Source organism: Pseudomonas sp. PB120 (genome assembly GCF_009761815.1).
GTDB lineage: Bacteria > Pseudomonadota > Gammaproteobacteria > Pseudomonadales > Pseudomonadaceae > Aquipseudomonas.
On record NZ_RWIN01000076.1, the window covers coordinates 21,694 to 48,124 of the forward strand.

A 26,431-nucleotide genomic window follows, 5' to 3' on the forward strand; every position below is an offset into this window, starting at 1 on the left:
AGCGGCCGGGCCGATTACCGAATTCAAGGAGAATCATCATGGCGTTCAACATCCACAACCGTAACCTGCTCAGCCTGGAACACCACACGCCCCGCGAGCTGCGTTACCTGCTCGACCTGTCCCGCGACCTCAAGCGCGCCAAGTACACCGGCACCGAGCAGCAACACCTTAAAGGCAACAACATCGCGCTGATCTTCGAAAAGACCTCGACCCGTACCCGTTGCGCCTTCGAAGTCGCGGCGTATGACCAGGGCGCCAACGTCACCTACATCGATCCGAACTCCTCGCAAATCGGCCACAAGGAAAGCATGAAGGACACCGCCCGCGTACTCGGGCGCATGTACGACGCCATCGAATACCGTGGCTTCAAGCAGGAAATCGTCGAAGAACTGGCCAAATTTGCCGGTGTGCCGGTGTTCAACGGCCTGACCGACGAGTACCACCCGACGCAAATGATCGCTGACGTACTGACCATGCGTGAGCACGCGGACAAGCCGATCCACGAGATCAGCTACGCCTACCTCGGCGACGCTCGCAACAACATGGGCAACTCGCTGCTGCTGATCGGCGCCAAGTTGGGCATGGACGTGCGCATCTGCGCGCCCAAAGCCCTGTGGCCCCTTGATGACCTTGTTGCGCGCTGCAAAAAATACGGCGAGGAAAGCGGCGCCCGCATCACCCTGACCGAAGACCCGAAAGCCGCGGTCAAGGGCGTGGACTTCATCCACACCGACGTTTGGGTGTCGATGGGTGAACCCGTCGAAGCGTGGGCCGAACGCATCCAGCAACTGCTGCCGTATCAGGTCAACGCCGACCTGATGAAAGCCACCGGCAACCCGCGCACCAAGTTCATGCACTGCCTGCCTGCGTTCCACAACAGCGACACCAAGGTCGGCAAACAGATCGCCGAGCAGTACCCGAACCTGAAGAACGGCATTGAAGTGACGGATGACGTGTTCGAGTCGCCCGCCTGCATCGCCTTCGAGCAAGCGGAAAACCGCATGCACACGATCAAGGCGATCCTGGTATCGACCCTGGCGGACCTGTAACGGCTGACCCGGTCACGCCTGCAGGAACACGGAACCTGTGGGAGCTGGCCTGCCGGCGATGGCATCACCTCGGTGTATCTGACTGACCGAGGAGAGGCCATCGCCGGCAAGCCAGCGGCCACATTGACCGAGTACCTTCAGGGAATCGGATCGTCTGCAATTTCTCTTTAGAAGGACTGAATCATGCGTATCGTCGTTGCTCTGGGCGGTAACGCCCTGCTCCGCCGGGGTGAGCCCATGACCGCGGACAACCAACGCGCCAACATCCGGATCGCCACCGAACAAATCGCCAAGATTCATGCCGGCAACGAGCTGGTGATTGCCCACGGCAACGGCCCGCAAGTCGGCTTGTTGTCGCTGCAGGCCGCGGCCTACACCTCGGTCTCGCCTTACCCGCTGGACGTGCTCGGCGCGGAAACCGAAGGGATGATCGGCTACATCATCGAACAGGAACTGGGCAACCTGCTGGACTTCGAAGTGCCGTTCGCCACCCTGCTGACCCAGGTCGAAGTCGACGCCAACGACCCGGCCTTCCAGAACCCGACCAAACCCATCGGCCCGGTGTACGCCAAGGCCGAAGCGGAAAAACTCGCCGCCGAAAAAGGCTGGGCGATTGCTCCGGATGGCGACAAATACCGGCGCGTGGTGGCCAGCCCCAAACCCAAGCGCATTTTCGAAATCCGCCCGATCAAGTGGTTGCTGGAAAAAGGCAGCATCGTGATCTGCGCCGGCGGTGGCGGCATTCCGACCATGTACACGGCGCCGGGCAAACTTGAAGGCGTGGAAGCGGTGATCGACAAGGACCTGTGTTCGGCGCTGCTGGCCGAACAGCTGGAAAGCGATCTGCTGGTGATCGCCACCGACGTCAGCGCCGCCTTCATCGACTACGGCAAACCAACGCAGAAAGCCATCGCCCAGGCGCACCCCGACGACATGGAGAAACTCGGCTTCGCGGCCGGCTCCATGGGACCGAAGGTCCAGGCGGCTTGCGAGTTCGCCCGCCATACTGGAAAAGTCGCGGTGATCGGTTCACTCTCGGACATCGAAGCCATCGTCCAGGGCAAGGCCGGCACCCGCATCAGCACGGCTAAACCTGGCATCACTTATTTATAAGGAGAACCGTCAATGGCACAGTTCGAGCCCGGTCACCTGCACATCGAGCGCCACGCACTGACACCGGACGATGTCAGCTACAACGTGCACCTCGATTATGAAGTCAGCAAGAATCCCAAGGGGGAGAAAGGGATCCAGTTCACCCTGCACGGCAGTATTCAAGGGAAGGACGTGAAAGAACCCTTCTTTCTGCGCAAGGAGGAAGCCTACAACTTCGCCAACAACGTAACGAAAATCGCCGAGAAGTACGGGATTCCGAAGTCACACAGCCAGATCGGCTCGGTCCACAAGCACTACGACCTGATGTTCGAAGACATCCGCAAGCAGCTGGATATGAAATCCGGCGACCCGGTGAACATCGAACACTTCGAATAACCCCACCACCGCCCCTTTTTGTAGGAGCGAGCTTGCTCGCGATGGGCGTTAACGATAACGCGTGTATTCAGGAAGCCCGCGGTATCGTTGACGTCCATCGCGAGCAAGCTCGCTCCTACAGGCTCTCAAGTCCTGCGCGGGATTTCACCATTGGCCCGCCCCAAGGCATACTGGCCACCCTCCGCACTCCAGAACCAAAATCCGCCCCATGCGTATCCACGTCAGCTTCATCGACCGCGTCGGTATTACCCAGGAAGTCCTGGCCCTGCTCGGCGGGCGCAATCTCAATCTGGATGCCGTGGAAATGGTTCCGCCCAACGTCTACATCGACGCCCCGACCCTGAGTCCGGATGTGCTTGAAGAGTTGCGCGATGCCTTGTTCAACGTGCGTGGCGTGCAAGCGGTGACGGTGGTCGACATCCTGCCCGGACAGCGTCGGCACCTGCAGCTCGATGCCTTGCTCGCCGCCATGACCGACCCGGTGCTGGCGCTGGACAGTGACGGCAAGGTGTTGCTGGCCAACCCGGCCTTGATCGCGTTGTACGGACGTGAACCGGCCGGTGAAAGTATCGCCGACCTGTTTGCCGACCCGGCCCTGCTCGATGCCTTGCTTGAACAGGGCTTCCGCTTGCCACTGCGGGAAATCACCGTCAACGGCCAGACCTTGCTGCTGGACGCCACGCCCATCACCGACGCCGGCGCCCTGCTGACCCTGTATCAGCCGAATCGCATCGGCGAACGCCTTTCCGCGTTGCACCACGATCACGCCGAAGGTTTCGACGCGCTGCTCGGCGAGTCTCCGGTGATTCGCACGCTCAAGGCCCGTGCCCAGCGAGTGGCGGCCCTGGATGCACCGTTGTTGATTCAGGGCGAAACCGGCACCGGCAAAGAGTTGGTGGCCCGTGCCTGCCACGCCATCAGCGCTCGTCACAGCTCGCCTTTCCTGGCGTTGAATTGTGCGGCATTGCCGGAGAACCTCGCCGAAAGCGAGCTGTTCGGCTATGCGCCCGGCGCCTTCACCGGCGCGCAACGGGGCGGCAAACCGGGGCTGATGGAACTGGCCAACCAGGGCACGGTGTTTCTCGATGAAATCGGCGAGATGTCGCCGTACTTGCAGGCGAAATTGCTGCGTTTCCTGAACGATGGCAGCTTCCGTCGGGTGGGCGGCGATCGCGAGGTCAAGGTCAACGTACGGATCCTCAGCGCGACCCATCGCGACCTGGAAAAAATGGTCAGCGAAGGTTCGTTCCGCGAAGACTTGTTCTATCGCCTGAATGTCCTCAACGTCGAAGTCCCGCCCCTGCGCGAACGCGGCCAGGACATCCTGTTGCTCGCGCGTTATTTCATGCAGCAGGCCTGCGCGCAGATCCAGCGCCCGGTCTGTCGCCTGGCGCCCGGGACTTATCCGGCGCTGCTCGGCAATCGCTGGCCGGGTAACGTGCGGCAACTGCAGAACGTGATCTTCCGCGCGGCGGCGATTTGTGAAAGCAGCCTGGTCGACATCGGCGACCTCGACATCGCTGGCACCTCGGTGGCGCGGCAAAGCGACGCCGACGTCGACAGCCTGGAGCAGGCCATGGAGGCGTTCGAGAAATCGCTGCTGGAAAAACTCTACGCCAGCTATCCCTCGACCCGGCAATTGGCCAACCGGCTGCAAACCTCCCACACGGCCATCGCCCATCGGCTGCGCAAGTACGGCATTCCCAACAAGCCGTAAGCCTTACCGCTGAAACACCTCTCCCTGCCAACAAAAATCTACTGTGGGAGCCAGCCTGCTGGCGATCGCGGCCTCACAGATAACAAAGATGTTGAAGGTGATGGCCCTATCGCCAGCAGGCTGGCTCCCACAAGGTTTGAGGTCGAGCCGGAAATCCCACTCTAAAAACGACCTCCACCTGTACTGAAAGCGCTACAGCGGAACGATATCGCTACACCCCCTCCAGATCACCGCTGTGCAAGGCTTTGATCCCGTTAGTCTTTTGTCTTTGTCGTGAGCTGTAGCGATTTCGCTACAGCCATCAATCAATCGCCCTTCCAAAACAAACACAACCTATTGATTTATAACAATAAAAAAACATTGGCAACGAAATTGCTTAGTCACCCTTCATAAATCAGGGCATTGCCCGAGCATTCAATCGCGTCCACCAGACGAGTCTGGCCCCTTAGGAGTTTCCATGAGCGAGTTGCGTTTTACTGAAGATCACGAATGGCTGCGCACCGAAGCTGACGGCACCGTCACTGTCGGCATCACGGCTTTCGCACAGAACGCCCTGGGCGACGTGGTTTTCGTACAACTGCCTGAGCTGCAGTCCTACGACAAAGGCGCCGAAGCCGCCACCGTGGAATCGGTCAAAGCGGCCAGCGGCGTGTACATGCCACTGGACGGAGAAGTGCTGGAAGTGAACCCGGCACTCGACAGCAGCCCTGAACTGGTCAACGAAGATCCACTGGGCGAAGGCTGGTTCTTCCGCTTCCAGCCGGCCGACGCTTCTGCCGTCGCCAAACTGCTGGACCAAGACGCCTACGATCGCCTGATCAAAGCCAACGCCGAAGCCTGAGGAGCGCCCCACATGACTCAAGTAAACCTGAGCACCGCCAACGAATTCATCGCCCGCCACATCGGCCCGCGTTCCGGCGACGAGCAAGCCATGCTCAACAGCCTCGGTTTCGACTCGCTGGAAGCCCTGAGCGCCAGCGTCATTCCGGACAGCATCAAGGGCACCAGCGTTCTCGGCCTGGAAGACGGCCTGAGCGAAGCCGATGCCTTGGCCTTGATCAAATCCATCGCCGGCAAAAACCAGCTGTTCAAAACCTACATCGGCCAGGGCTACTACGGCACGCACACCCCGTCGCCGATCCTGCGCAACCTTCTGGAAAACCCGGCCTGGTACACCGCGTACACCCCGTACCAACCAGAAATTTCCCAGGGCCGCCTCGAAGCGCTGCTGAACTTCCAGACCCTGATCAGCGACCTGACCGGCCTGCCGATTGCCAACGCATCCTTGCTCGACGAAGCCACCGCCGCTGCCGAAGCCATGACCTTCTGCAAACGCCTGAGCAAGAACAAAGGCAGCCACGCTTTCTTCGCTTCCGTGCATTGCCACCCGCAAACCCTCGACGTGCTGCGCACCCGTGCCGAGCCACTGGGCATCGACGTGGTCGTGGGCGACGAGCGTGAACTGACTGACGTGACGCCGTTCTTCGGCGCCCTGCTGCAATACCCGGCGAGCAACGGTGATGTCTTCGATTACCGTGCACTGACCGAACGCTTCCACGCCGCCAACGCTTTGGTCGCGGTGGCCGCGGACCTGCTGGCGTTGACCGTACTGACTCCACCGGGCGAATTCGGTGCCGACGTGGCCATCGGCAGCGCCCAACGCTTCGGCGTGCCGCTGGGCTTCGGTGGCCCGCATGCCGCTTACTTCTCCACCAAGGATGCGTTCAAGCGCGACATGCCGGGCCGTCTGGTCGGCGTTTCCGTGGACCGTTTCGGCAAGCCGGCCCTGCGCCTGGCCATGCAGACCCGCGAGCAACACATCCGTCGCGAGAAAGCCACGTCGAACATCTGCACCGCACAAGTGCTGCTGGCTAACATCGCCAGCATGTACGCCGTATACCACGGCCCGAAAGGCCTGACGCAGATCGCCAATCGCGTACATCACCTGACCGCCATTCTGGCCAAGGGCTTGAGCGCACTGGGGCTGACCGTCGAGCAAGCCAGCTTCTTCGACACCCTGACCCTGAACACCGGCGCCAACACCGCCAAGCTGCACGACAAGGCGCGTGGTCAACAGATCAACCTGCGCGTCGTCGATGCTGAACGCCTGGGCCTGTCCCTCGACGAAACCACGTCGCAAGCAGACGTGGAAACCTTGTGGGCCCTGCTCGCCGAAGGCAAGAGCCTCCCGGATTTCGCCGCCCTCGCCGCCTCCGTGCAAAGCGCCATCCCAGCCGAGCTGGTCCGCCAATCGCCGATCCTCAGCCACCCGGTGTTCAACCGTTATCACTCGGAAACCGAGCTGATGCGCTACCTGCGCAAGCTCGCCGACAAGGACCTGGCGCTGGATCGCACCATGATCCCGCTGGGTTCGTGCACCATGAAACTCAACGCCGCCAGCGAAATGATCCCGGTGACCTGGGCAGAGTTCGGTGCCCTGCACCCGTTCGCCCCGGCCGAGCAAAGCGCTGGCTACCAGCAACTGACCGACGAACTGGAAGCGATGCTCTGCGCCGCCACCGGTTACGACTCGATCTCCCTGCAACCGAACGCCGGTTCCCAAGGTGAATACGCTGGCCTGCTGGCCATCCGTGCTTACCACCAGAGCCGTGGCGAAGACCGTCGCGACATCTGCCTGATCCCGTCGTCCGCCCACGGCACCAACCCGGCCACCGCCAACATGGCCGGCATGCGCGTAGTCGTGACCGCTTGCGATGCTCGCGGCAACGTCGACATCGAAGACTTGCGCGCCAAGGCCATCGAGCACCGCGAACACCTCGCTGCGCTGATGATCACCTACCCGTCGACCCACGGCGTGTTCGAAGAAGGCATCCGCGAAATCTGCGGCATCATTCATGACCACGGCGGCCAGGTGTACATCGACGGCGCCAACATGAACGCGATGGTCGGCCTCTGCGCACCGGGCAAGTTCGGCGGCGACGTCTCGCACCTGAACCTGCACAAAACCTTCTGCATTCCACACGGCGGTGGCGGCCCGGGCGTCGGCCCGATTGGCGTCAAATCGCACCTGACCCCGTTCCTGCCGGGCCACGCCCACATGGACCGCAAGGAAGGCGCGGTCTGCGCGGCACCGTTCGGCAGCGCGAGCATTTTGCCGATCACCTGGATGTACATTCGTATGATGGGCGGCGCGGGCCTCAAGCGCGCTTCGCAATTGGCGATCCTGAATGCCAACTACATTTCCCGTCGCTTGGAAGAGCACTATCCGGTTCTTTACACCGGCAGCAACGGCCTGGTAGCGCATGAATGCATCCTCGACCTGCGTCCGCTGAAAGACAGCAGCGGCATCAGTGTTGATGACGTTGCCAAGCGCCTGATCGATTTCGGCTTCCACGCACCGACCATGTCGTTCCCGGTGGCCGGCACGCTGATGATCGAACCGACCGAAAGCGAATCCAAGGAAGAACTGGACCGCTTCTGCGACGCCATGATCCGCATCCGCGAAGAAATCCGCGCAGTGGAAAACGGCACCCTGGACAAGGACGACAACCCGCTGAAGAACGCTCCGCACACCGCAGCGGAAATCGTCGGCGAGTGGTCGCACCCGTACAGCCGCGAGCAAGCGGTTTACCCGGTCGCGTCGCTGATCGAAAGCAAATACTGGCCGCCGGTCGGTCGTGTCGACAACGTCTTCGGTGATCGCAACCTCGTGTGCGCCTGCCCGTCGATCGAAAGCTACGCTTGATACGAAGGGGCGGCATGTCCGCCCCCGCAAGAACGCCACAAAACCTGTGGGAGCTGACTTGCCGGCGATGGCATCAACGCGGTGCATCATGTCGACCGAGGTGATGCCATCGCCGGCAAGCCAGCTCCCACAGGACCGCATTCAGTCAACAGATTCTCGCCAATTCCTATAACAAGAAACCGGAGAACAACCATGTCGTTAAGCGTGTTCGACCTGTTCAAGATTGGCATCGGCCCCTCCAGCTCCCACACCGTCGGCCCGATGCGCGCAGCCGCGCGGTTTGCCGAAGGATTGCGGCGTGAAGGGCTGCTGGCGGCGACCACCATGGTCAAAGTCGAGCTGTACGGTTCACTCGGCGCCACCGGCAAGGGCCACGGCAGCGACAAGGCTGTATTGCTGGGCCTCGAAGGCGAACACCCCGACACCGTCAATACTGAAACCGTCGCCGCACGTCTGCATGACATCCGTGGCAACGGTCGCTTGAACCTGCTCGGCGAACACAGCATTGTGTTCAATGAGAAAGAACACCTGGCGATGATTCGCAAGCCGTTGGCCTATCACCCCAACGGCATGATCTTTCGCGCCTTCGATGCCGCGGGCTTGCAAATCCGCAGCCGCGAGTACTACTCGGTCGGGGGCGGTTTTGTGGTCGACGAAGACGCCGCCGGCGCCGACCGCATCGTCGAAGATGCCACGCCGCTGACCTTCCCGTTCAAAAGCGCCAAGGACTTGCTCGGTCACTGTGCCACTTATGGCCTGTCGATCAGTCAGGTGATGCTGACCAATGAAAGTGCCTGGCGCCCGGAAGCGGAAACCCGCGCCGGCCTGCTGAAAATCTGGCAGGTGATGCAGGATTGCGTCGACGCCGGATGCCGCAACGAGGGCATTCTGCCCGGTGGCTTGAAGGTCAAGCGCCGGGCCGCCGCGCTGCATCGGCAACTGTGCAAGAACCCGGAATCATCACTGCGCGATCCGCTGTCGGTGCTGGACTGGGTCAACCTCTACGCCCTGGCGGTCAACGAAGAAAACGCCAACGGCGGACGCGTGGTCACGGCCCCCACCAACGGTGCAGCGGGCATTGTCCCGGCGGTTTTGCACTACTACATGCGCTTCATCCCCGGCGCCAATGAAGACGGGGTCGTGCGCTTTCTGCTGACGGCCGCCGCCATCGGCATTCTCTACAAGGAAAACGCCTCGATCTCGGGTGCCGAAGTCGGCTGTCAGGGCGAAGTCGGCGTGGCCTGTTCGATGGCGGCCGGCGCCTTGTGCGAAGTGCTGGGCGGCACGGTGCAGCAAGTGGAAAACGCCGCCGAAATCGGCATGGAACACAACCTCGGCCTGACCTGCGACCCGATTGGCGGGCTGGTGCAAGTGCCTTGCATCGAACGCAACGCCATGGGCTCGGTGAAAGCCATCAATGCGGTGCGCATGGCCCTACGCGGCGACGGGCAGCACTTCGTCTCCCTCGACAAGGTCATCCGCACCATGCGCCAGACTGGCGCCGACATGAAAAGCAAATACAAGGAAACTGCCCGAGGCGGTTTGGCGGTCAACATTATCGAGTGCTGATGCGCGCATCAGCCTACTTTTTCAGGAGCTGTATATGTCCACCGAACAACTGTTGAAAACCCCGTTGCACGCACTGCACCTCGAACTCGGCGCCCGCATGGTGCCGTTCGCTGGCTACGACATGCCGGTTCAATACCCGCTGGGCGTAATGAAGGAACACCAGCACACCCGTGACCAGGCCGGGCTGTTCGATGTTTCGCACATGGGCCAGATCCGCCTGACCGGTGCCAACGCCGCCAAGGCCCTGGAGACCCTGGTGCCGGTGGACATCATCGACCTGCCGGTGGGCATGCAGCGCTATGCAATGTTTACCAACGAAACTGGCGGCATCCTCGACGACCTGATGGTCGCCAACCTCGGTAACGACGAGTTGTTCCTGGTGGTCAACGCCGCCTGCAAGGATCAGGACCTGGCGCACTTGCGCAAACACATCGGCGATCAATGCACCATCGAGCCGCTGTTCGAGGAACGCGCCCTGCTGGCCCTGCAAGGCCCGGCCGCCGTCACCGCGCTCGCACGCCTGGCGCCAGAAGTGGCGAAAATGACCTTCATGCAGTTCGCCCGTGTGACGCTGCAGGGTGTGGACTGCTTTGTCAGCCGCTCAGGCTATACCGGCGAAGACGGCTACGAAATCTCCGTCCCGGCCGCCCATGCCGAAGCGCTGGCCCGTGCCTTGCTGGCTGAACCGGAAGTCGCGGCCATCGGCCTTGGCGCGCGTGACTCCCTGCGTCTGGAAGCCGGCCTGTGCCTCTACGGCCACGACATGAACACCGACACCACGCCCATCGAAGCCAGCCTGCTGTGGGCCATTTCCAAGCCACGTCGCGCGGACGGTGCACGGGCCGGTGGCTTCCCAGGCGCCGAAAACGTGTTTGCCCAGCAGCAGACGGGTGTGAGCCGCAAACGCGTGGGCTTGCTGCCACAAGAGCGTACGCCCGTGCGTGAAGGTGCAGAAATCGTCAACGAAGCGGGCGACATCATCGGTAGCGTTTGCAGCGGTGGTTTCGGCCCTACGCTTGGCGCTCCTTTGGCCATGGGTTACCTCGACAGCGCCTACGTCGCTGTCGATACACCCGTGTGGGCGATTGTCCGTGGGAAAAAGGTGCCATTGCTTGTAAGCAAAATGCCATTCGTGCCACAACGCTACTATCGTGGCTGATTGACTGTTTCTATAAGTAACGCAGTTGCGTTAACAGTGCACTAATGTGTAACGCAACTGCCATAAAATAGTGCAGGCCTTTGACTGTAAGCTTCGATTGCGAACGTTCCTTATAACGATCGAAAACAATTGAACACCGGTATCGAATAAGCCTGCACTAGTGCATTCATTACAGTGATCAAACTCAGCAAAACCGGGCCCTCTACGGGGCTTGTTTTTTCTCCCGTAGTTGGCGTAGAGTTTGTTCACTGTGTTTGCATGGGTCGCTTGGAATCGTGACCTGGGCAGTAGCCTACAAGTTAGCTACATCCCGTTCGACGTCTTCTTACTCTCCTGCAACCAGCCCCAGTACTCTTTCATGAGAAAGAGACTGTCATTAATTTTTGCGTCAAAGGAAATAAGAAATGTCCCAACGTCAGAGCGGTACCGTCAAGTGGTTTAACGACGAGAAAGGTTTTGGTTTTATCACTCCTGAAAGCGGTCCGGATCTGTTCGTGCATTTCCGCGCCATCCAGGGCAACGGCTTCAAGAGCCTGAAAGAAGGCCAGAAAGTGACTTTCGTTGCTGTGCAAGGCCAGAAAGGCATGCAGGCTGACGAAGTACAAGCAGAAGCCTAATCTTCTGTAACGAAAAAGCCCCTGATGCTGACATCAGGGGCTTTTTTGTGCGCGTAAATCCGTAAAATGGCTTTTTTTTCCGCCGAGAGCCTGCCATGTCGAAACACCTGCTAACTCCCCAGGGCGACTTTCCTGCCGCTGGCCTGGGTCGTCGTCTGGCAGCGATGTTCTATGACTTCCTGTTGTGCACCGCCCTGCTGATTGTCACCAGCGGCGTTTACAAGATGATTCAGATGGCAATCATCGGTGAAGACAAGATGCGCACCCTGACCGAAGCAGGCGCACTGGATGGCGATCCATTGCTGTCGACGGTGCTGTTGTTTGTCCTGTTTGGATTCTTTGCCAAGTTCTGGACCTGGTCGGGTCAGACCCTGGGCATGCAGGTCTGGTGCATTCGCGTGCAGAACGCGGATGGCTCATCCATCAGCCTGTGGCAGGCGTTGTTGCGGTTCGTGGTGTCGATTGCGTCGTTGCTGTGTGTGGGGCTGGGCTTTGTCTGGTCGCTGTTCGACAAACAGAAACGCAGCTGGCATGACATGTATTCCAACACGCAGCTGGTGCGGATTCCGAAGAAGACTAAATAACCCCGATTACCGTGGCGAGGGAGCTTGCTCCCGTTCGGCTGCGTAGCAGTCGCATAAAACGATGGCCGCTTCGCGCCCAAGCGGGAGCAAGCTCCCTCGCCACAGGTAAGTCCTTCCCCGTAAGATTCAGGCGTTGCCGGCCAGCTTCATGCGCGCGGCCTGGGTGAAATCGAGCATGCGCTTGAGTGGGCGAATCGCCTGGGGAATCAACGCCGGGTCGACGAAGATCTCGTTCGCCCCCTCCTTCAAGCTCTTCAGCGTCCGCTCAAGGGTGTTCATCGCCATCCACGGGCAATGCGCGCAACTGCGGCACGCCGCGCCGTTACCGGCCGTTGGCGCTTCGATGAAGACCTTGTCCGGGCACAACTGCTGCATCTTGTAGAAGATGCCACGGTCGGTCGCCACGATCAGCGTCTTGTTCGGCAGGCTCTGCGCTGCTGCGATCAATTGACTGGTGGAACCGACGGCATCCGCCAGCTCGATGACCGAGGTCGGGGACTCCGGATGCACCAGAATCGCCGCATCCGGGTACAGCGCCTTCATGTCTTCCAGCTGCTTGGATTTGAACTCTTCGTGAACGATGCAGGCACCGTCCCACAGCAGCATGTCGGCACCGGTCTTGCGCTGAATGTAAGTACCCAAATGCTTGTCCGGGCCCCAGATGATCGTTTCGCCGTTATCCATCAGGCTTTCGACGATTTCCAGCGCGCAACTCGATGTCACCACCCAGTCCGCCCGGGCTTTGACCGCCGCCGAGGTGTTGGCGTAGACCACCACCGTGCGCTCCGGGTGCTGATCGCAGAACGCCGAGAACTCGTCCACCGGGCAACCCAGGTCCAGCGAGCAGGTCGCTTCCAGGGTCGGCATCAGCACGCGCTTTTCAGGATTGAGGATCTTGGCGGTTTCGCCCATGAATTTCACGCCGGCGACCACCACGGTCTTGGCCGGATGGGCATTGCCGAAGCGGGCCATCTCCAGAGAGTCAGAGACGCAGCCACCGGTTTCTTCGGCCAAAGCCTGAATGACCGGATCGCAATAAAAGTGAGCAACCAGTACCGCGTCCTGAGCCTTGAGCTCGGCAGCGATGGCGGCACGGTAATAGGCCTCTTCCTCAACCGTCAGCGGTTTGGGCTGCTTGGCGTCGAGGTGAGCTTGAACCAGAAGGCGTTCGGAAATCTGCGTCATGTTCGCAAGACCTGCAGGCGCTTTCGCGCGAAAGTCGAGTATACACCCGGCTCCGGACCCATCAGGGTACCGCCGGGAAAGTGAGTATTCATCAGGCACGGACAGCGTTGAAGCTGCGCAAGGCTACAGAATATCCGGCGGATGCAAAAGATGATTCTGACCTGCGTTGCGCGATGCGCCGCCGCAGTGAGCGAACCTTAAATCGCGGGCAAAAAAAAATCCGGAAATCCTCACTTGCGTGGGCCTTCCAGACTTTTAAAACTGCTTTGAAAATGGTGGGTCGTGTGGGATTCGAACCTACGACCAATTGGTTAAAAGCCAACTGCTCTACCAACTGAGCTAACGACCCGCTGTGTGGTGGCGCGTATAATACTGATTTTTAAGGACTATTCAACACCTAATTTGAAATAAATCAAAAATAAGGGGTTGGGTCACTGATTCCGGCCGCTGCGAAGCCTTCTGCACGCAGACGGCAGCTGTCGCATTTGCCGCAAGCGTAGCCTTTATCGTCCGCCTGATAGCAGGAAACGGTCAGCCCGTAATCAACGCCCAGCTTCACACCGGCCTGGACGATCTGCGCCTTGCTCAGGTTCTGCAGTGGCGCCTGGATACGGAAGCCATTGCCCTCTACCCCGGCCTTCGTCGCCAGATTGGCCATGCGCTCGAACGACTCAATGAACTCGGGACGGCAATCCGGATAACCGGAATAATCCACCGCGTTGACGCCGATAAAGATGTCACGGGCGCCAAGCACTTCCGCCCAACCCAGCGCCAAGGACAGAAACACCGTGTTGCGGGCCGGCACGTAAGTGACGGGAATGCCCTCGCCCGCGTACTCCGGTACATCGATGCTGTTGTCGGTCAGCGCCGAGCCGCCGATACCGTTCAGGTTCAGACCGATCACCTTGTGTTCCACCACACCCAGGTCACGGGCCACACGCTCGGCCGCGTGCAATTCTGCGTGAGAACGCTGGCCATAGTCGAAACTCATGGTGTAGCAGCGGTAGCCTTCGGCGCGGGCCATGGCCACGACCGTTGCCGAGTCGAGGCCACCGGACAGCAGGATGACCGCACGTTTTTCCGCAGTGTTCGATTGTTCAGTCATGTCAGCGCCCCGGCTCGTCATTCCAAAGATATTTATGCAGCTGCAATTGCAGTCGCACTGGCAGGTTGTCCGCCACCACCCAATCCGCGAGATCTCGTGCATTCAGGTCATGGTGGCTAGGCGAAAACAGCACCTCGCCCGCACGCCGGTCCAGACCGTACTGAATCAGTTTGGACACGGCCCAGTCGTAGTCTTCCCGCGAGCAGATGACAAACTTCACCTGGTCATTGGGCGTGAGCAGCTCGATGTTCTCGTAGCGGTTGCGGTGTGCTTCTTTCGAACCCGGGGTTTTCAAATCGACGACGCGACTGACCCGAGGATCGACCGCCGAGATATCGAGAGCACCACTGGTTTCCAGGGACACTTCGTAACCGGCGTCACACAGCTGCTTGAGCAATGGAATGGCGTTGGGTTGTGCCAGCGGCTCGCCGCCAGTGACACAAACGTATCGCGGGCGAAAACCGGCTACCTGCTCGAGGATATCGTCGAGCGGGCGAAGGGTGCCGCCAGTGAACGCGTAGGCGCTGTCGCAGTATTGGCAACGCAGTGGGCAACCGGTGAGGCGCACAAAAACAGTGGGCAGCCCGGCAGTCCGCGTTTCACCCTGCAACGAGTAGAAAACTTCGGTGATTCTCAATGTGTCTTGCATAGTCGCCACGGGCATAACAGCTAAACAGGCTGTCCGCCTCCGTCAGGCACTTCAAGGAACCCCGCCATCGCGCAGATCCCAAAAAGCGTGTTTCATAAAAAGGGCGTGAATTCTAACGAAAAAACCCGCAGCAAGTGCGGGTTTCTTCAAAACGAGTCAAACAGGCTTACATGCGCTGCAGATCGCGCTGTGCCAACTGAGCGGCGGAAGTGCCCGGATATTGGGAAACCACCTGCTGCAGAATGCCTTTGACCTTGTCGGTATGACCAAGGCGGCGCTCTACATCCGCCAGCTTGTACAGCGAATCAGGCACTTTTGGGTGCTTTGGGTACAGCTGCGAAACCTTGGCAAATGCTTGACCTGCACCTTGCAGATCGCCTTTGGCCAGATTGACCTCGCCCAACCAGTACTGGGCATTGCCCGCGTATTGGCTGTTCGGGTATTTGCGCAGGAAAGCGGTGAAGGCCTGGCTGGCCTTGTCGAAATCCTTGGCCTTGATCAGGTCGAAGGCTGCATCGTAATACAGTTTTTCCTTCGCCGGATCAGCCGGTTCGCCACTCGCCGCAGGCGCTTGAGCGGCTGCCGCTCCTGCACTTGCGCCGGCTGCTGCACCGGCGGCATTCAAATCGCCACCGGTGGAAGAATTTTCTGGAGTCGCGGCTGGTGCAGCACCGGATCCAATGCGCCGATCAAGATCCTGGTATCGCTCCAGGTTTTCCTGCTTCATGCGCGCTACATCATTTTGCAGAACTTCGATGATGCCTTGTTGGCGCGAGATCTGCTCCTGCATGGATTGCAGTTGGTTGAACAGCTCGCCCTGTGCCGAGACAGGGGCCGAAACCCCTCCCCCGGCATAGGCGCCGTTCGTACCGTAACCCGCAGGCGGATAACTGCTCCCGCTATTGTTATAGCCGGAGTCATTATCGACCACAGGAACCGCAGCCCACACCGCAAGCGGTGCGAGGCTGAGAGCCAGAACAGTTACAGCACGACGGCACGTTCGCATGACGAATTACTTACGCAGTTCGACGCGACGGTTTTGAGCCCAGGACTGCTCGTCGTTGCCGGTAGCAACTGGACGCTCTTCGCCGTAGGAAACCAGTTCCAGCTGAGCTGGGGAAACACCTTGCAGTACCAGGTAGCGCTGAACGGCTTTCGCACGACGCTCGCCCAGTGCCATGTTGTACTCACGAGTACCACGTTCGTCGGTGTTGCCTTCCAGAACAACGCGAGCGCCGTTTGCTTTCAGGTCTTTGGCGTGAACGTCCAGAGCGCGCATGGCTTCTGGCTTCAGGTCCGAGCTGTCGTATTCGAAGTAGAAGGTGGTGATTGCGCGCAGAGCAGCTTCTTCGCTCAGGGAACCGTCAACGGCACCAGTGTTTGCGCCGTAACCAGCGTTTGGATCTACAGCGCCTTCACCGGCGTTGTCGCCGCCTTTGGACGAGCAACCTACAGCTACAGCCATGGCCAGAGCCAGCGCAGCAAATTTACCAAACTTCAGCATTTCCATCGTGAAACTCCTAATGAACCCCAGTGTGTTAAGTACAACGTGTAGCGCCGCGTCAGTTCAGGTAAGGGGACCAGGAAGGTTCTCTGACTTCGCCTTGTGCGGTAGGAAGCGGGAGCCTTACGCGTCCATTAATGGACACGAGCATCAAGACTCCCCGGCCCTGCTGGCGGGTGGCGTAGATTACCATGGTGCCGTTGGGCGCAACAGTAGGCGACTCGTCCAGAGTGCTATCAGTGAGGATTTTTACGCTTCCGCGCTGCAAATCCTGGGCCGCCACCTTGAAATTAGTGAAGCCGTCCTGGCGGTGAATCATCACCAGGGTCTTTTCATCAGCCGAAAGCTTAGGGTTGGCGTTGTAGTTACCGATGAAGGTCACACGTTCCGCACCGCCACCACCGACGCTGGTTTTGTAGATCTGTGGCTTGCCGCCACGGTCGGAGGTGAAGTAGATGGTCGAACCATCTTTACCCCAGAACGGTTCGGTGTTGATGCCTGGGCCGTTGGTAACACGCGAAATCTGACGCGAACCCAGGTTCATCACATAGATGTCCGGGTTGCCGTCTTTCGACAATACGAAGGCCAGGCGATTGCCATCCGGCGACCAGGCTGGCGCGCCATTCAGGCCTTCGAAGTTGGTGATCTGCTCACGGCGACCGGTGTCGATGTTCTGCATGAAGATACGCGGGCGCTTCTGCTCGAAAGAGACATAAGCGATGCGCTTGCCGTCTGGTGCGAAACGCGGCGACAGGATCGGCTCACGCGATTGCAGCAGCGTGACAGCGCGGGCACCGTCATAGTCCGAACGTTGCAGCGTGTAGCGCGTGTTCTTCTCGGAGAAACGCTCGGCCGTTACGTACAGCAGGCGTGTCGAGAACGCACCTTTGATACCGGTGAGTTTTTCGAACGACTGGTCGGCGATGTAGTGCGCCATGTCACGCAGTTGATCGACGCTGCCCGATACGCTGCCGGTCAGCACTTGCTGCTCGGTGGCGACGTTGAACAGTGCGTACTGGACCTGCAGGCGACCGCCCGCCGGCACAATGCTGCCGACCATGATGTACTGGGCACCGACCGCCTTCCAGTCACGGAAGATGATTTCGCTGGCCTGGCTCGGCTGGCTGATCATGTTCTGCTTCGGAATCGGCGAGTAGTAACCCGAGTTGCGCAGGTCGTTACCGATGATTTCGGCCATGTCATCCGGCAGGACAGTGCCGCCCTGGAAACCGAACGGTACGACTGCGATCGGTGTTGCCCGATCACTGCCGCTGGTGACCAGAATGTTTTTTTCATCTGCTGCCGCTATCCCTGCCAGGCAGCAGATAACGACAAGCATTCCTCGAAGAAGGTTTCTCACAAGGCTAGATCCTCAGGTGTGAATGTCATCTTGAATGAACGATACGGAGCGAAATCGCTCGGCTTCATTCCCTGCATTTCTGTCAAACGTCCAATATTCTTGACCGCGGCAACCGCCGAGGCGTCAAACGGACCGTCACCACTGGACTTGGCCACGCTGACCGAAGTCACCGTACCGTCCGGCAACATGCCGATTTGCAGCACGACCGTCATGCCTTTGCGTGCCGAAGGAGGACGAGCCCAGCCTTCCGCTGCACGAGCACGAATCAGGTCATCGAAACTGCCGGCGACTTCGTCACCCTGCTCATCCGCCAAGGCCTGCTGGCGCTGCGGCGTGTCGGAAAGCAAATCTGCCAAGGCCTGAGCCTTCTTGTCTTCGGTAGATTTACGCGCCGCGTCCTGCGATTTCTTTTTCGCAGCATCGGCAGCAGCTTTCTTCTTCGCGTCTTCGGCGACTTTCTTCTTCGCCTCTTCAGCTTCAGCTTTTTTCTTGGCGTCTTCCGCGGCTTTCTTCTTCGCGTCTTCGACGATCTTCTTCTTCGCTTCTTCAGCGGCCGCTTTCTTGGCCTCTTCTTCAGCAGCCTTCTTGGCTTCTTCTTCAGATTTCTTCTTGGCTATATCAGCCAATTGTTTCTCTTCTGCCTTTTTGGCTTCGGCGGTCTTCTTCGCTTCATCGGCTTTCTTGGCTTCATCAGCCTTTTTCGCCTCATCCGCTTTCTTCGACTCGTCGGCCTTCTTGGCTTCCTCGGCCTTTTGAGCCGCTTCTTCTTTCTTTTGTTCCGCAGCTTTTACCGCTTCCTGCTCGACCTTCTTCTGTTCCATCTGTTCGACTTCGGTCTGACGCGCAGCAGATTTCTGCGCTTCACCCGCAATCTTCTGATTGGTCTGGGTGGTCGCCCGACTTTTCGATTTCAGCTGGTACAAGGTCGCCTGGACAATCGGCTTGGCCGGCGGCAGCTCAGGTGTGAAGGCGAAACTGACAAACAGCATGCCGAACACCAGCACGTGCAGGACGATCGCCAGGACACTGGGCCAGAAGTAGCTTTCCGAGGCGGACGGCTCTCGCTGTTGCTGCATCAGGGCGCCTCGGTAATCAAGCCAACATTACCGACCCCGGCTTTCTGCAACCCGCCCATGGCCCCCATGACGGCGCCGTAATCGACGGTCTTGTCGCCGCGAATGAAGACTTGGGTATGCTTGCCGCCTTCGTTGCCGGCACGAATGATTTTGGTCACCGCGTCGGTCATCTGCGGCAAGGTCATGGCCTTGTCCTGCTGCTTTTCGGTGTCGACTTCGCTGCCAAGGTTCCAGTAATAGGTCTTGTCAGCCTTGATCGAAATGGTCAGGACCTGAGTGTTGTTGTCTTGCGGCAAGGCTTCGCTGGAAACCTTGGGCAAATCAACTTTCACGCCCTGATTGAGCATCGGTGCGGTCACCATGAAAATGACCAGCAGTACCAGCATCACGTCGATGTAAGGCACCACGTTCATCTCGGCAACCGGCTTGCGCTTTTTACGAGCTCGAGCGATTAAAGCCATTGGAAATTACCTGCTTATTCTTCGCTGGTGTGCACTTTACGGTGCAGGATCGCCTGGAATTCATCGGCGAAGGTGTAGTAACGGCTGATCAGCGTTTCACTGCGCGCAGCAAAGCGGTTGTAAGCAATAACGGCTGGAATGGCGGCGAACAGACCGATCGCAGTGGCGACCAGTGCTTCGGCGATACCTGGCGCCACGGTGGCCAGCGTCGCTTGTTGGGCAGTGGCCAGACCACGGAAGGAGTTCATGATGCCCCAGACCGTACCGAACAGACCGATGTACGGGCTTACGGAACCAACGGTGGCGAGGAACGGCAGGCTCTGCTCGAGCTTTTCTTCTTCGCGGGAAATCGCGACGCGCATGGCACGGGCTACGCCTTCCATGACCGCTTCAGGATCAACGCCAGGCTGCTGACGCAGGCGGGAGAACTCTTTGAAGCCAGCGCGGAAGATCTGCTCCACACCCGAATCCGGATCAGGGTTGCTGCCGGCCTGACGGTAGAGCTTGGACAGGTCGATACCCGACCAGAAGCGCTCTTCAAAGCTCTCCAGGGCACGTCGACCGGCGCGCAGCAGGTTGCTGCGCTGAAAGATCATGATCCATGAGGTCACCGATGCGGCTACCAGAATCAGCATTACCAACTGCACCACGACGCTGGCATTGCTGACCAGGCTCCACATGGAGGAATGGTCGACGACGTTAGCTTCCACGCTTAATCTCCTGCTTTGAGTGTGTACCCGCGCCGCTCACGTCGGCAAAGGCCGCACGTAGAGCTTCGGGAATGGCCCGGGGTTTCAAACTGTTAGTGCGCACACAGGCCACCAAAAACTGCCCTTCGCAGAGCAGCACATTATCCGTAGCCCGCCTGACTTGCTGTTTAAAGCGCAGGCTGACACGGTTCAATTCGATTACTTCAGCGCTTACCAGAAGCTCGTCGTCCAGTCGCGCCGGCGCGTGGTAACGCGCTTCGCTGGAATGCACGACGAACAACAGGTCCTCCCCTGCCAGCTGGGATTGAGCAAAGCCCAGCTCCCGGAGCCGCTCGGTTCGAGCCCGTTCCATAAACTTGAGGTAATTAACGTAATACACGATGCCGCCCGCATCGGTGTCCTCGTAATAAACGCGACAACGATGTGCGAAAGGCTCAAGCCCGTTTTGCGCGCGCATACTCTAGTGCTTACTCCTCAGGTTGCCAATCCGGCCAGGCAACTGTTTTTCATTGTTCTGCGGCTTTCTTGCAAAAGTACCGTCCTGGGACAGCACAATGCCCGAAAAAATCAGCGCGCAAAGGTTATTAATCGTCAACGGCATCAAGGAACTCGTCTACGACAGGCATTTCGCCCATTCGTGACGGGATGTTTAATCCGAAATGCAGGTACGCATGACGTGTGACCACCCGCCCCCGGGGTGTGCGCATGATATAGCCCTGCTGGATCAGGTACGGCTCCAGCACGTCTTCAATGGTGTGACGCTCTTCACTGATCGCGGCCGCCAGACTGTCCACGCCGACCGGCCCGCCATCGAACTTCTCGATCATGGTCAGTAGCAGACGCCGGTCCTGATGGTCGAAACCACGTTCGTCGACATCCAGCAGGTTCAAGGCAAGGTCGGCAATCGGTTTGGTGATGTGCCCCTTGGCACGAACTTCGGCGAAATCGCGCACCCGGCGCAGCAGCCGGTTGGCGATCCGCGGAGTACCGCGGGCACGGCGGGCGATTTCGAACGCCCCTTCCGAGTCCAGCGGCAAACCGAGAATGTTCGCCGAGCGGCTGACAATCGTGGCCAGGTCAGCGGTGCTGTAGAACTCGAGACGCTGCACAATGCCGAAGCGATCACGCAACGGGTTGGTCAACATGCCCGCACGGGTCGTAGCGCCGACCAAGGTGAACGGCGGCAGATCGAGCTTGATCGAGCGCGCCGCCGGCCCTTCGCCGATCATGATGTCGAGCTGGAAATCTTCCATGGCCGGGTACAACACTTCTTCGACGATCGGCGACAGCCGATGGATCTCGTCGATGAACAGTACGTCGTGCGGCTCAAGGTTGGTCAGCAGCGCGGCCAGGTCACCCGGGCGTTCAAGAACGGGCCCGGAGGTGCTTTTGATCGATACGCCCATTTCCTGGGCGATGATGTTGGCCAGCGTGGTTTTACCTAAGCCCGGCGGGCCGAAAATCAGCGTGTGGTCCAGGGATTCGTTTCGCCCACGGGCTGCCTGGATGAACAACTCCATCTGCTCACGAACAGTCGGCTGGCCAATGTATTCGGCCAGGCTGACAGGACGAATCGCCCGGTCCTGGACCTCCTCGCGGTCGCGAGGGCCGGGCGCGGCGGTAATCAGACGATCAGCTTCAATCACTTAGATCATCCCCTTCAGGGCGCGACGAATCAGGTCCTCGCTGCTCAAACCTTTCTCCTTGATCGCGGAAATCGCCTTGCTGGCTTCCTGTGGTTTGTAGCCCAGGGAGATCAGCGCACTGACCGCGTCATTTTCGGCGCTGGCCGCCGGGGCCGGCGCATCCGGGCCACCTGGCTGGTTAGGGACCAGGGCGAACATGGCCGGCACGGTTTCCCAAGCCTTGAAGCGGTCCTTGAGTTCCACCAGCAAACGCTCGGCGGTCTTCTTGCCCACGCCCGGCACCTTGGTCAGGGCCGAAGTGTCCTGGGATTGCACGCAACGGACCAGTTCATCGACTTCCAGACTCGACATCAAGGCCAGCGCCAGTTTCGGCCCTACACCATTGAGACGGATCAATTCGCGAAAAAAGTCTCGCTCACGCTTGCCGAAGAAGCCATAGAGTAACTGCGCGTCTTCACGTACGACCAAATGGGTGTGCAGCGTCAGCGGTTCACCGACCGACGGCAAGCGATACAACGTGGTCATGGGCACTTCCAGCTCATACCCCAGACCATTTACATCCAGAATCAGGTGCGGCGGCTGTTTCTCAGCCAGTGTGCCGCGCAAGCGTCCAATCACGTTTCAGATCCTTGAGCGTTGGCCAGCTCAATGGCTAGCGACTGACAGAGCGAGGGTTTTGCGCCGACGACACAGGCGCAAAACGCTCATTCCATAAAAAATGATTGCTGATGCTATCAGAGACGCAGGCGCCCGCCACGACTGCGTGCCGTGCCCAGGCCATGCGGCAACAGGCTGGAACGGGTGTGAGCATGACATATGGCGATGGCCAGTGCGTCCGAGGCATCAATTTGCGGTTTGCTGGTCAATTTCAGCATGTGCATGACCATCATTTGCACCTGCTCTTTATTCGCCGCGCCGGTGCCGGTAACGGCCTGTTTGACCTGGGTGGCGGTGTATTCGGCGATTTCCAGATTTTCCTCGGCACCCGCCACGATGGCGGCGCCACGGGCCTGACCGAGTTTCAGCGCGGAGTCGGCGTTGCGGGCCATGAACACTTTTTCGATGCCCATGGTGACGGGGCCGTAGGTCTGGATGACTTCACGTACGCCGCGATAGACGATTTGCAGGCGTTCATGCAACTCGCCGGAACCCGTGCGAATGCATCCCGACGCTACGTAGACACAGCCACGCCCGGTGTCGCGTACCACGCCATAACCGGTGATGCGCGAACCGGGGTCGATGCCAAGAATTAAAGTCATAACGCTACATAAGTAGGAGCGAGCTTGCTCGCGATGGACGTTAACGATAACGCGGTTCGCCTGAATGAGCGCGGCGCTCTCAGGTTTTTCGCGAGCAAGCTCGCTCCTACAAAAGGTTCATCAACCGAGCTGTGCGGCGACCGACTCAGGGATATCCGCGTTGGAATAAACGTTCTGCACGTCATCCAGATCTTCAAGCATGTCGATCAGCTTGAGCACCTTCTCCGCGCCTTCCAGGTCCAGTTCGGCGCTGGTCGTCGGTAGCATGACGATTTCTGCGTCATCACCCTTGAAACCGGCCGCTTCCAGCGCATTACGCACCGAGTAGAAACCGGCGAACGAAGTAAACACGTCAATCGAGCCATCTTCGTGGGTGACCACGTCATCGGCATCGGCTTCCATCGCCGCTTCGATCAGCGCGTCTTCATCGACGCCCGGCGCAAAGGAAATCTGACCCTTGCGCTCGAACAGATAGGCCACCGAACCGTCCGTACCGAGGTTGCCGCCGCACTTGCTGAACGCATGGCGAACAGCGGCCGCGGTGCGGTTACGGTTGTCGGTCATGCACTCGACCATCACCGCCACACCACCCGGGCCATAACCTTCGTAGCTCAGCTCGACCATGTCGTCGGTGTCGGCCGCACCGGCACCGCGGGCCACCGCACGATCAATGATGTCGCGACTCATGTTCGCGCCGAGGGCCTTGTCCAGCGCCAGACGCAAGCGCGGGTTGGAGCCCGGATCACCGCCGCCCTGACGGGCAGCAACGGTCAGTTCACGAATCCACTTGGTGAAAATCTTGCCCTTCTTGGCATCCTGACGTTCTTTGCGGTGCTTGATGTTCGCCCACTTGGAATGACCCGCCATATCTCGCTCCGAATTCTCTTTGAAACATTGCCCGCCGCACTGGGAGTGCCGGCCAGCAAACAAAAAATCTCGACCTAAAGAAAAGGCGCATCCCATGAGGATGCGCCTTCAGGGTCAGCCTTACTCAGCCTTTGGCGTTTCGCGCAGACGAATGTGCAGCTCGCGCAATGCCTTGGCATCAACCGCGCCCGGAGCCTGCGTCATCACGTCGGCAGCACTCTGGGTTTTCGGGAACGCGATCACTTCACGGATCGACTGGGCGCCGGTCATCAGCATGACCAGACGGTCCAGACCGAACGCCAGGCCACCGTGCGGCGGCGCGCCGTATTTCAGGGCGTCGAGCAGGAAGCCGAACTTCTCTTCCTGTTCCGCTTCATTGATACCCAGCAGGCGGAACACGGTCTGCTGCATTTCCTTGCGGTGGATACGGATCGAACCGCCACCCAATTCGGTACCGTTCAGAACCATGTCGTAGGCACGGGACAGCGCGGTTGCCGGGTTGGCTTCCAGTTCTTCCGGCGTGCATTTCGGCGCGGTGAACGGGTGGTGCAAGGCCGTGAAGCTGCCGTCGTCGTTTTCTTCGAACATCGGGAAGTCGACGACCCACATTGGCGCCCACTTGCAGGTCAGCAGGTCCAGGTCGTTACCGACCTTGATCCGCAACGCGCCCAGCGCTTCGCTGACGATCTTGGCCTTGTCGGCGCCGAAGAACACGATGTCGCCATCAACTGCACCCACGCGATCGAGGATCACATTGAGGTTGGCCTCAGGGATGTTCTTGACGATTGGCGACTGCAGGCCTTCAACGCCTTTGGCGCGCTCGTTGACCTTGATGTACGCCAGGCCCTTGGCACCGTAGATGCTGACGAACTTGGTGTAATCGTCGATCTGCTTGCGCGGCATGCTCGCCGCGCCAGGAACGCGCAGAGCGGCGATACGGCATTTCGGATCGTTGGCCGGGCCGCTGAAGACCTTGAAGTCGACTTCTTTCAGCTGGTCGGCAACGTCAACCAGTTCCAGCGGGTTACGCAGGTCCGGCTTGTCGGAACCGTAACGACGCATGGCCTCTTCGAAGGTCATGTGCGGGAAATCGCCGAATTCCAGATCCAGCACTTCCTTGAACAGGTTGCGGATCATGCCTTCGGTGAGGCCCATGATGTCTTTTTCATCGAGGAAGCTGGTTTCGATGTCGATCTGGGTGAATTCAGGCTGACGGTCGGCACGCAGGTCTTCGTCGCGGAAGCACTTGGCGATCTGGTAGTAACGGTCGAAGCCGGCCACCATCAGCAGCTGCTTGAACAGCTGTGGCGATTGCGGCAAGGCGAAGAACGAACCGGCGTGAGTACGGCTCGGCACCAGGTAGTCGCGCGCACCTTCAGGGGTGGCACGGGTCAGGATCGGCGTCTCGACGTCGAGGAAGCCGTTCTCGTCCAGGTAACGACGGATGCTGGTGGTCATGCGCGAACGCAGACGCAGCTTCTCGGCCATTTCCGGGCGACGCAGGTCCAGGAAGCGATAGCGCAGACGGGTTTCTTCACCCACCTCGGAGTATTCGTTGAGCGGGAACGGCGGGGTTTCCGATTCGTTCAGAACTTCCAGCTCGTAGCCCAGCACTTCGATCATGCCCGACGCCATGTTGGCGTTGCCGGCACCGGCAGGACGCAGGCGGACCTTGCCGGTCACTTTAACCACGTATTCGCTGCGCACGCGGTCGGCGGCGGCGAAGGTTTCAGCGCGGTCCGGGTCGAACACCACCTGGGCCAGACCGTCACGATCACGGATATCGAGGAAAATCACCCCACCGTGGTCACGGCGACGGTGAACCCATCCGCAAAGGGTAATTTCCTGGCCTTCCAGGCTTTCGTTCAGTTGGCCGCAATAATGGCTGCGCATCATGGTAGTGGTTTCACTTCTCGTAATTCGAAATTCGGTTGGAGACCTTGCGTACATCCTGCCCTTTATAAAGGTGCTGGTGGTTGCAAGCGCTCACACGTGTCGTTCAACTCAGGTTCCAGACCCTAGTCGGCTTTATCGCCGCCGGCCAGATTCTTCTTGGAACCGGTCTTGAAATCGGTTTCGTACCAACCGGTGCCGCTGAGGCGGAAGCCCGGCATGGACAGCATCTTTTTCAGCTCTGGCGCCTGGCAGGCAGGGCAGTCGACCAGCGGTGCTGCGCTGATCTTTTGAATGGCTTCCAACTGATGACCACAGGAAGCACATTGATAGTCGTACATCGGCATGGGGTTGTCTCGGCGATCAGATTGCTACCGCACACGCTGGGTTTTGCGGCAAAGAGCGGGATTATATCCATTAAAATGCAGCCTGTGCAGCCGTAAGACTGCACAGACCGACACTCTGTCCATTCCACTGCCACGGTCAGGCCATGGCGGCGCAACTTCCTTCCTTCAAGCTGTGCACGACACAGACCACCCGCACCAGCCCACTGAAATTCTTAACCCCGCCGTGGCGCAAATGCACTTCGCGATCCACGTGGGACAGAAGCGCGCTGACCGAACAGCAATTGACCTTGGCCATTTCGCCCAAAATATCCCAATACACCTGCTCAAGCCGCAAACAGGTGGCAAAACCGTTCAATCGCACGGATCGGGACAACGGCTGGGCCAGCCCCATATCAAATTCGCTGACAAATGGATCAATCCTTATGTCCCTGCCCGGACCGATCCTCCCTTCACTTTGTATGACTGCATCATGCATATCGT

General features: G+C 59.3%; 27 protein-coding genes and 1 tRNA gene. 10 read left to right on the forward strand and 18 right to left on the reverse strand.

Annotated features, from left to right (window positions below):
• Positions 1 to 38: 38 nt before the first annotated feature.
• From EJA72_RS14190 to EJA72_RS14235, 10 genes are all read left to right on the forward strand, one after another.
• Positions 39 to 1,049, forward strand: coding sequence for an ornithine carbamoyltransferase (locus EJA72_RS14190; RefSeq protein WP_157712067.1), 1,011 nt, complete (start codon positions 39 to 41; stop codon positions 1,047 to 1,049).
• A 183-nt stretch (positions 1,050 to 1,232) separates the two neighbouring features.
• Positions 1,233 to 2,162, forward strand: coding sequence for a carbamate kinase (gene arcC, locus EJA72_RS14195; protein WP_157712068.1), 930 nt, complete (start codon positions 1,233 to 1,235; stop codon positions 2,160 to 2,162).
• 12 nt (positions 2,163 to 2,174) lie between these two features.
• Positions 2,175 to 2,537, forward strand: a complete 363-nt coding sequence (locus EJA72_RS14200; protein ID WP_157712069.1) for a DUF5064 family protein — start codon at positions 2,175 to 2,177, stop codon at positions 2,535 to 2,537.
• A 208-nt stretch (positions 2,538 to 2,745) separates the two neighbouring features.
• Entirely contained in the window at positions 2,746 to 4,254 is a 1,509-nt protein-coding gene (locus tag EJA72_RS14205; protein ID WP_157712070.1) for a sigma-54-dependent transcriptional regulator, read from the forward strand.
• Positions 4,255 to 4,711: 457 nt separating this feature from the next.
• Positions 4,712 to 5,095: a glycine cleavage system protein GcvH gene (gene gcvH / locus EJA72_RS14210; protein ID WP_084318989.1), complete on the forward strand. Its 384-nt coding sequence runs from the start codon at positions 4,712 to 4,714 to the stop codon at positions 5,093 to 5,095.
• A gap of 12 nt (positions 5,096 to 5,107) precedes the next feature.
• Positions 5,108 to 7,960 (forward strand): aminomethyl-transferring glycine dehydrogenase, encoded by a 2,853-nt coding sequence (gcvP, locus tag EJA72_RS14215; protein WP_157712071.1) that lies wholly within the window; start codon positions 5,108 to 5,110, stop codon positions 7,958 to 7,960.
• A 192-nt stretch (positions 7,961 to 8,152) separates the two neighbouring features.
• Positions 8,153 to 9,529, forward strand: a complete 1,377-nt coding sequence (locus tag EJA72_RS14220; protein WP_157712072.1) for an L-serine ammonia-lyase — start codon at positions 8,153 to 8,155, stop codon at positions 9,527 to 9,529.
• Between the two features lie 34 nt (positions 9,530 to 9,563).
• Entirely contained in the window at positions 9,564 to 10,688 is a 1,125-nt protein-coding gene (gcvT, locus tag EJA72_RS14225; RefSeq protein WP_157712073.1) for a glycine cleavage system aminomethyltransferase GcvT, read from the forward strand.
• Positions 10,689 to 11,092: 404 nt separating this feature from the next.
• Positions 11,093 to 11,305: a cold-shock protein gene (locus tag EJA72_RS14230; RefSeq protein ID WP_003175786.1), complete on the forward strand. Its 213-nt coding sequence runs from the start codon at positions 11,093 to 11,095 to the stop codon at positions 11,303 to 11,305.
• Positions 11,306 to 11,400: 95 nt separating this feature from the next.
• The gene (locus tag EJA72_RS14235) at positions 11,401 to 11,889 is read left to right on the forward strand and encodes an RDD family protein (protein WP_157712074.1); all 489 of its coding nucleotides are present in this window, start codon (positions 11,401 to 11,403) and stop codon (positions 11,887 to 11,889) included.
• A 126-nt stretch (positions 11,890 to 12,015) separates the two neighbouring features.
• Here the strand turns inward: EJA72_RS14235 and nadA are convergent, their stop codons facing one another.
• From nadA to EJA72_RS14325, 18 genes are all read right to left on the reverse strand, one after another.
• On the reverse strand, positions 12,016 to 13,074 hold the full coding sequence (gene nadA, locus EJA72_RS14240) for a quinolinate synthase NadA (protein WP_157712075.1): 1,059 nt from the start codon (positions 13,072 to 13,074) through the stop codon (positions 12,016 to 12,018).
• 273 nt (positions 13,075 to 13,347) lie between these two features.
• Positions 13,348 to 13,423 (reverse strand) — tRNA-Lys (locus EJA72_RS14245).
• Between the two features lie 63 nt (positions 13,424 to 13,486).
• Positions 13,487 to 14,179, reverse strand: coding sequence for a 7-cyano-7-deazaguanine synthase QueC (gene queC, locus EJA72_RS14250; RefSeq protein WP_157712076.1), 693 nt, complete (start codon positions 14,177 to 14,179; stop codon positions 13,487 to 13,489).
• A gap of 1 nt (position 14,180) precedes the next feature.
• Positions 14,181 to 14,828, reverse strand: coding sequence for a 7-carboxy-7-deazaguanine synthase QueE (queE, locus tag EJA72_RS14255; RefSeq protein WP_157712077.1), 648 nt, complete (start codon positions 14,826 to 14,828; stop codon positions 14,181 to 14,183).
• 166 nt (positions 14,829 to 14,994) lie between these two features.
• On the reverse strand, positions 14,995 to 15,834 hold the full coding sequence (gene ybgF, locus EJA72_RS14260) for a tol-pal system protein YbgF (RefSeq protein WP_157712078.1): 840 nt from the start codon (positions 15,832 to 15,834) through the stop codon (positions 14,995 to 14,997).
• 6 nt (positions 15,835 to 15,840) lie between these two features.
• A complete protein-coding gene (pal, locus tag EJA72_RS14265; protein WP_003178634.1) occupies positions 15,841 to 16,338 on the reverse strand; it encodes a peptidoglycan-associated lipoprotein Pal in 498 nt (165 codons plus the stop codon).
• Between the two features lie 52 nt (positions 16,339 to 16,390).
• On the reverse strand, positions 16,391 to 17,692 hold the full coding sequence (gene tolB, locus EJA72_RS14270) for a Tol-Pal system beta propeller repeat protein TolB (protein WP_372240706.1): 1,302 nt from the start codon (positions 17,690 to 17,692) through the stop codon (positions 16,391 to 16,393).
• On the reverse strand, positions 17,689 to 18,768 hold the full coding sequence (tolA, locus tag EJA72_RS14275) for a cell envelope integrity protein TolA (RefSeq protein WP_157712079.1): 1,080 nt from the start codon (positions 18,766 to 18,768) through the stop codon (positions 17,689 to 17,691). The genes tolB and tolA overlap by 4 nt, the downstream gene beginning before the upstream one ends.
• Positions 18,768 to 19,220, reverse strand: a complete 453-nt coding sequence (gene tolR, locus EJA72_RS14280; RefSeq protein WP_172681793.1) for a protein TolR — start codon at positions 19,218 to 19,220, stop codon at positions 18,768 to 18,770. The genes tolA and tolR overlap by 1 nt, the downstream gene beginning before the upstream one ends.
• Positions 19,221 to 19,243: 23 nt before the next feature.
• On the reverse strand, positions 19,244 to 19,939 hold the full coding sequence (gene tolQ / locus EJA72_RS14285) for a protein TolQ (RefSeq protein ID WP_178129366.1): 696 nt from the start codon (positions 19,937 to 19,939) through the stop codon (positions 19,244 to 19,246).
• On the reverse strand, positions 19,929 to 20,396 hold the full coding sequence (gene ybgC / locus EJA72_RS14290; RefSeq protein ID WP_149657887.1) for a tol-pal system-associated acyl-CoA thioesterase: 468 nt from the start codon (positions 20,394 to 20,396) through the stop codon (positions 19,929 to 19,931). Before ybgC ends, tolQ begins: the two co-directional genes overlap by 11 nt.
• 127 nt (positions 20,397 to 20,523) lie before the next feature.
• Positions 20,524 to 21,585 (reverse strand): Holliday junction branch migration DNA helicase RuvB, encoded by a 1,062-nt coding sequence (ruvB, locus tag EJA72_RS14295; RefSeq protein WP_178129367.1) that lies wholly within the window; start codon positions 21,583 to 21,585, stop codon positions 20,524 to 20,526.
• On the reverse strand, positions 21,586 to 22,203 hold the full coding sequence (gene ruvA / locus EJA72_RS14300) for a Holliday junction branch migration protein RuvA (RefSeq protein WP_178129368.1): 618 nt from the start codon (positions 22,201 to 22,203) through the stop codon (positions 21,586 to 21,588). It lies immediately after the preceding gene.
• Positions 22,204 to 22,319: 116 nt separating this feature from the next.
• Positions 22,320 to 22,844 (reverse strand): crossover junction endodeoxyribonuclease RuvC, encoded by a 525-nt coding sequence (gene ruvC, locus EJA72_RS14305; RefSeq protein ID WP_019693260.1) that lies wholly within the window; start codon positions 22,842 to 22,844, stop codon positions 22,320 to 22,322.
• A 120-nt stretch (positions 22,845 to 22,964) separates the two neighbouring features.
• Positions 22,965 to 23,711 (reverse strand): YebC/PmpR family DNA-binding transcriptional regulator, encoded by a 747-nt coding sequence (locus EJA72_RS14310; protein WP_027922936.1) that lies wholly within the window; start codon positions 23,709 to 23,711, stop codon positions 22,965 to 22,967.
• A gap of 120 nt (positions 23,712 to 23,831) precedes the next feature.
• Entirely contained in the window at positions 23,832 to 25,607 is a 1,776-nt protein-coding gene (aspS, locus tag EJA72_RS14315; RefSeq protein WP_157712080.1) for an aspartate--tRNA ligase, read from the reverse strand.
• Between the two features lie 122 nt (positions 25,608 to 25,729).
• Positions 25,730 to 25,951 carry an FmdB family zinc ribbon protein gene (locus EJA72_RS14320; RefSeq protein WP_010457489.1) on the reverse strand — a complete coding sequence of 74 codons (222 nt, stop codon included), beginning with the start codon at positions 25,949 to 25,951 and terminating at the stop codon, positions 25,730 to 25,732.
• A 136-nt stretch (positions 25,952 to 26,087) separates the two neighbouring features.
• On the reverse strand, positions 26,088 to 26,426 hold the full coding sequence (locus EJA72_RS14325; RefSeq protein ID WP_157712081.1) for a ribbon-helix-helix domain-containing protein: 339 nt from the start codon (positions 26,424 to 26,426) through the stop codon (positions 26,088 to 26,090).
• Positions 26,427 to 26,431: the final 5 nt, after the last annotated feature.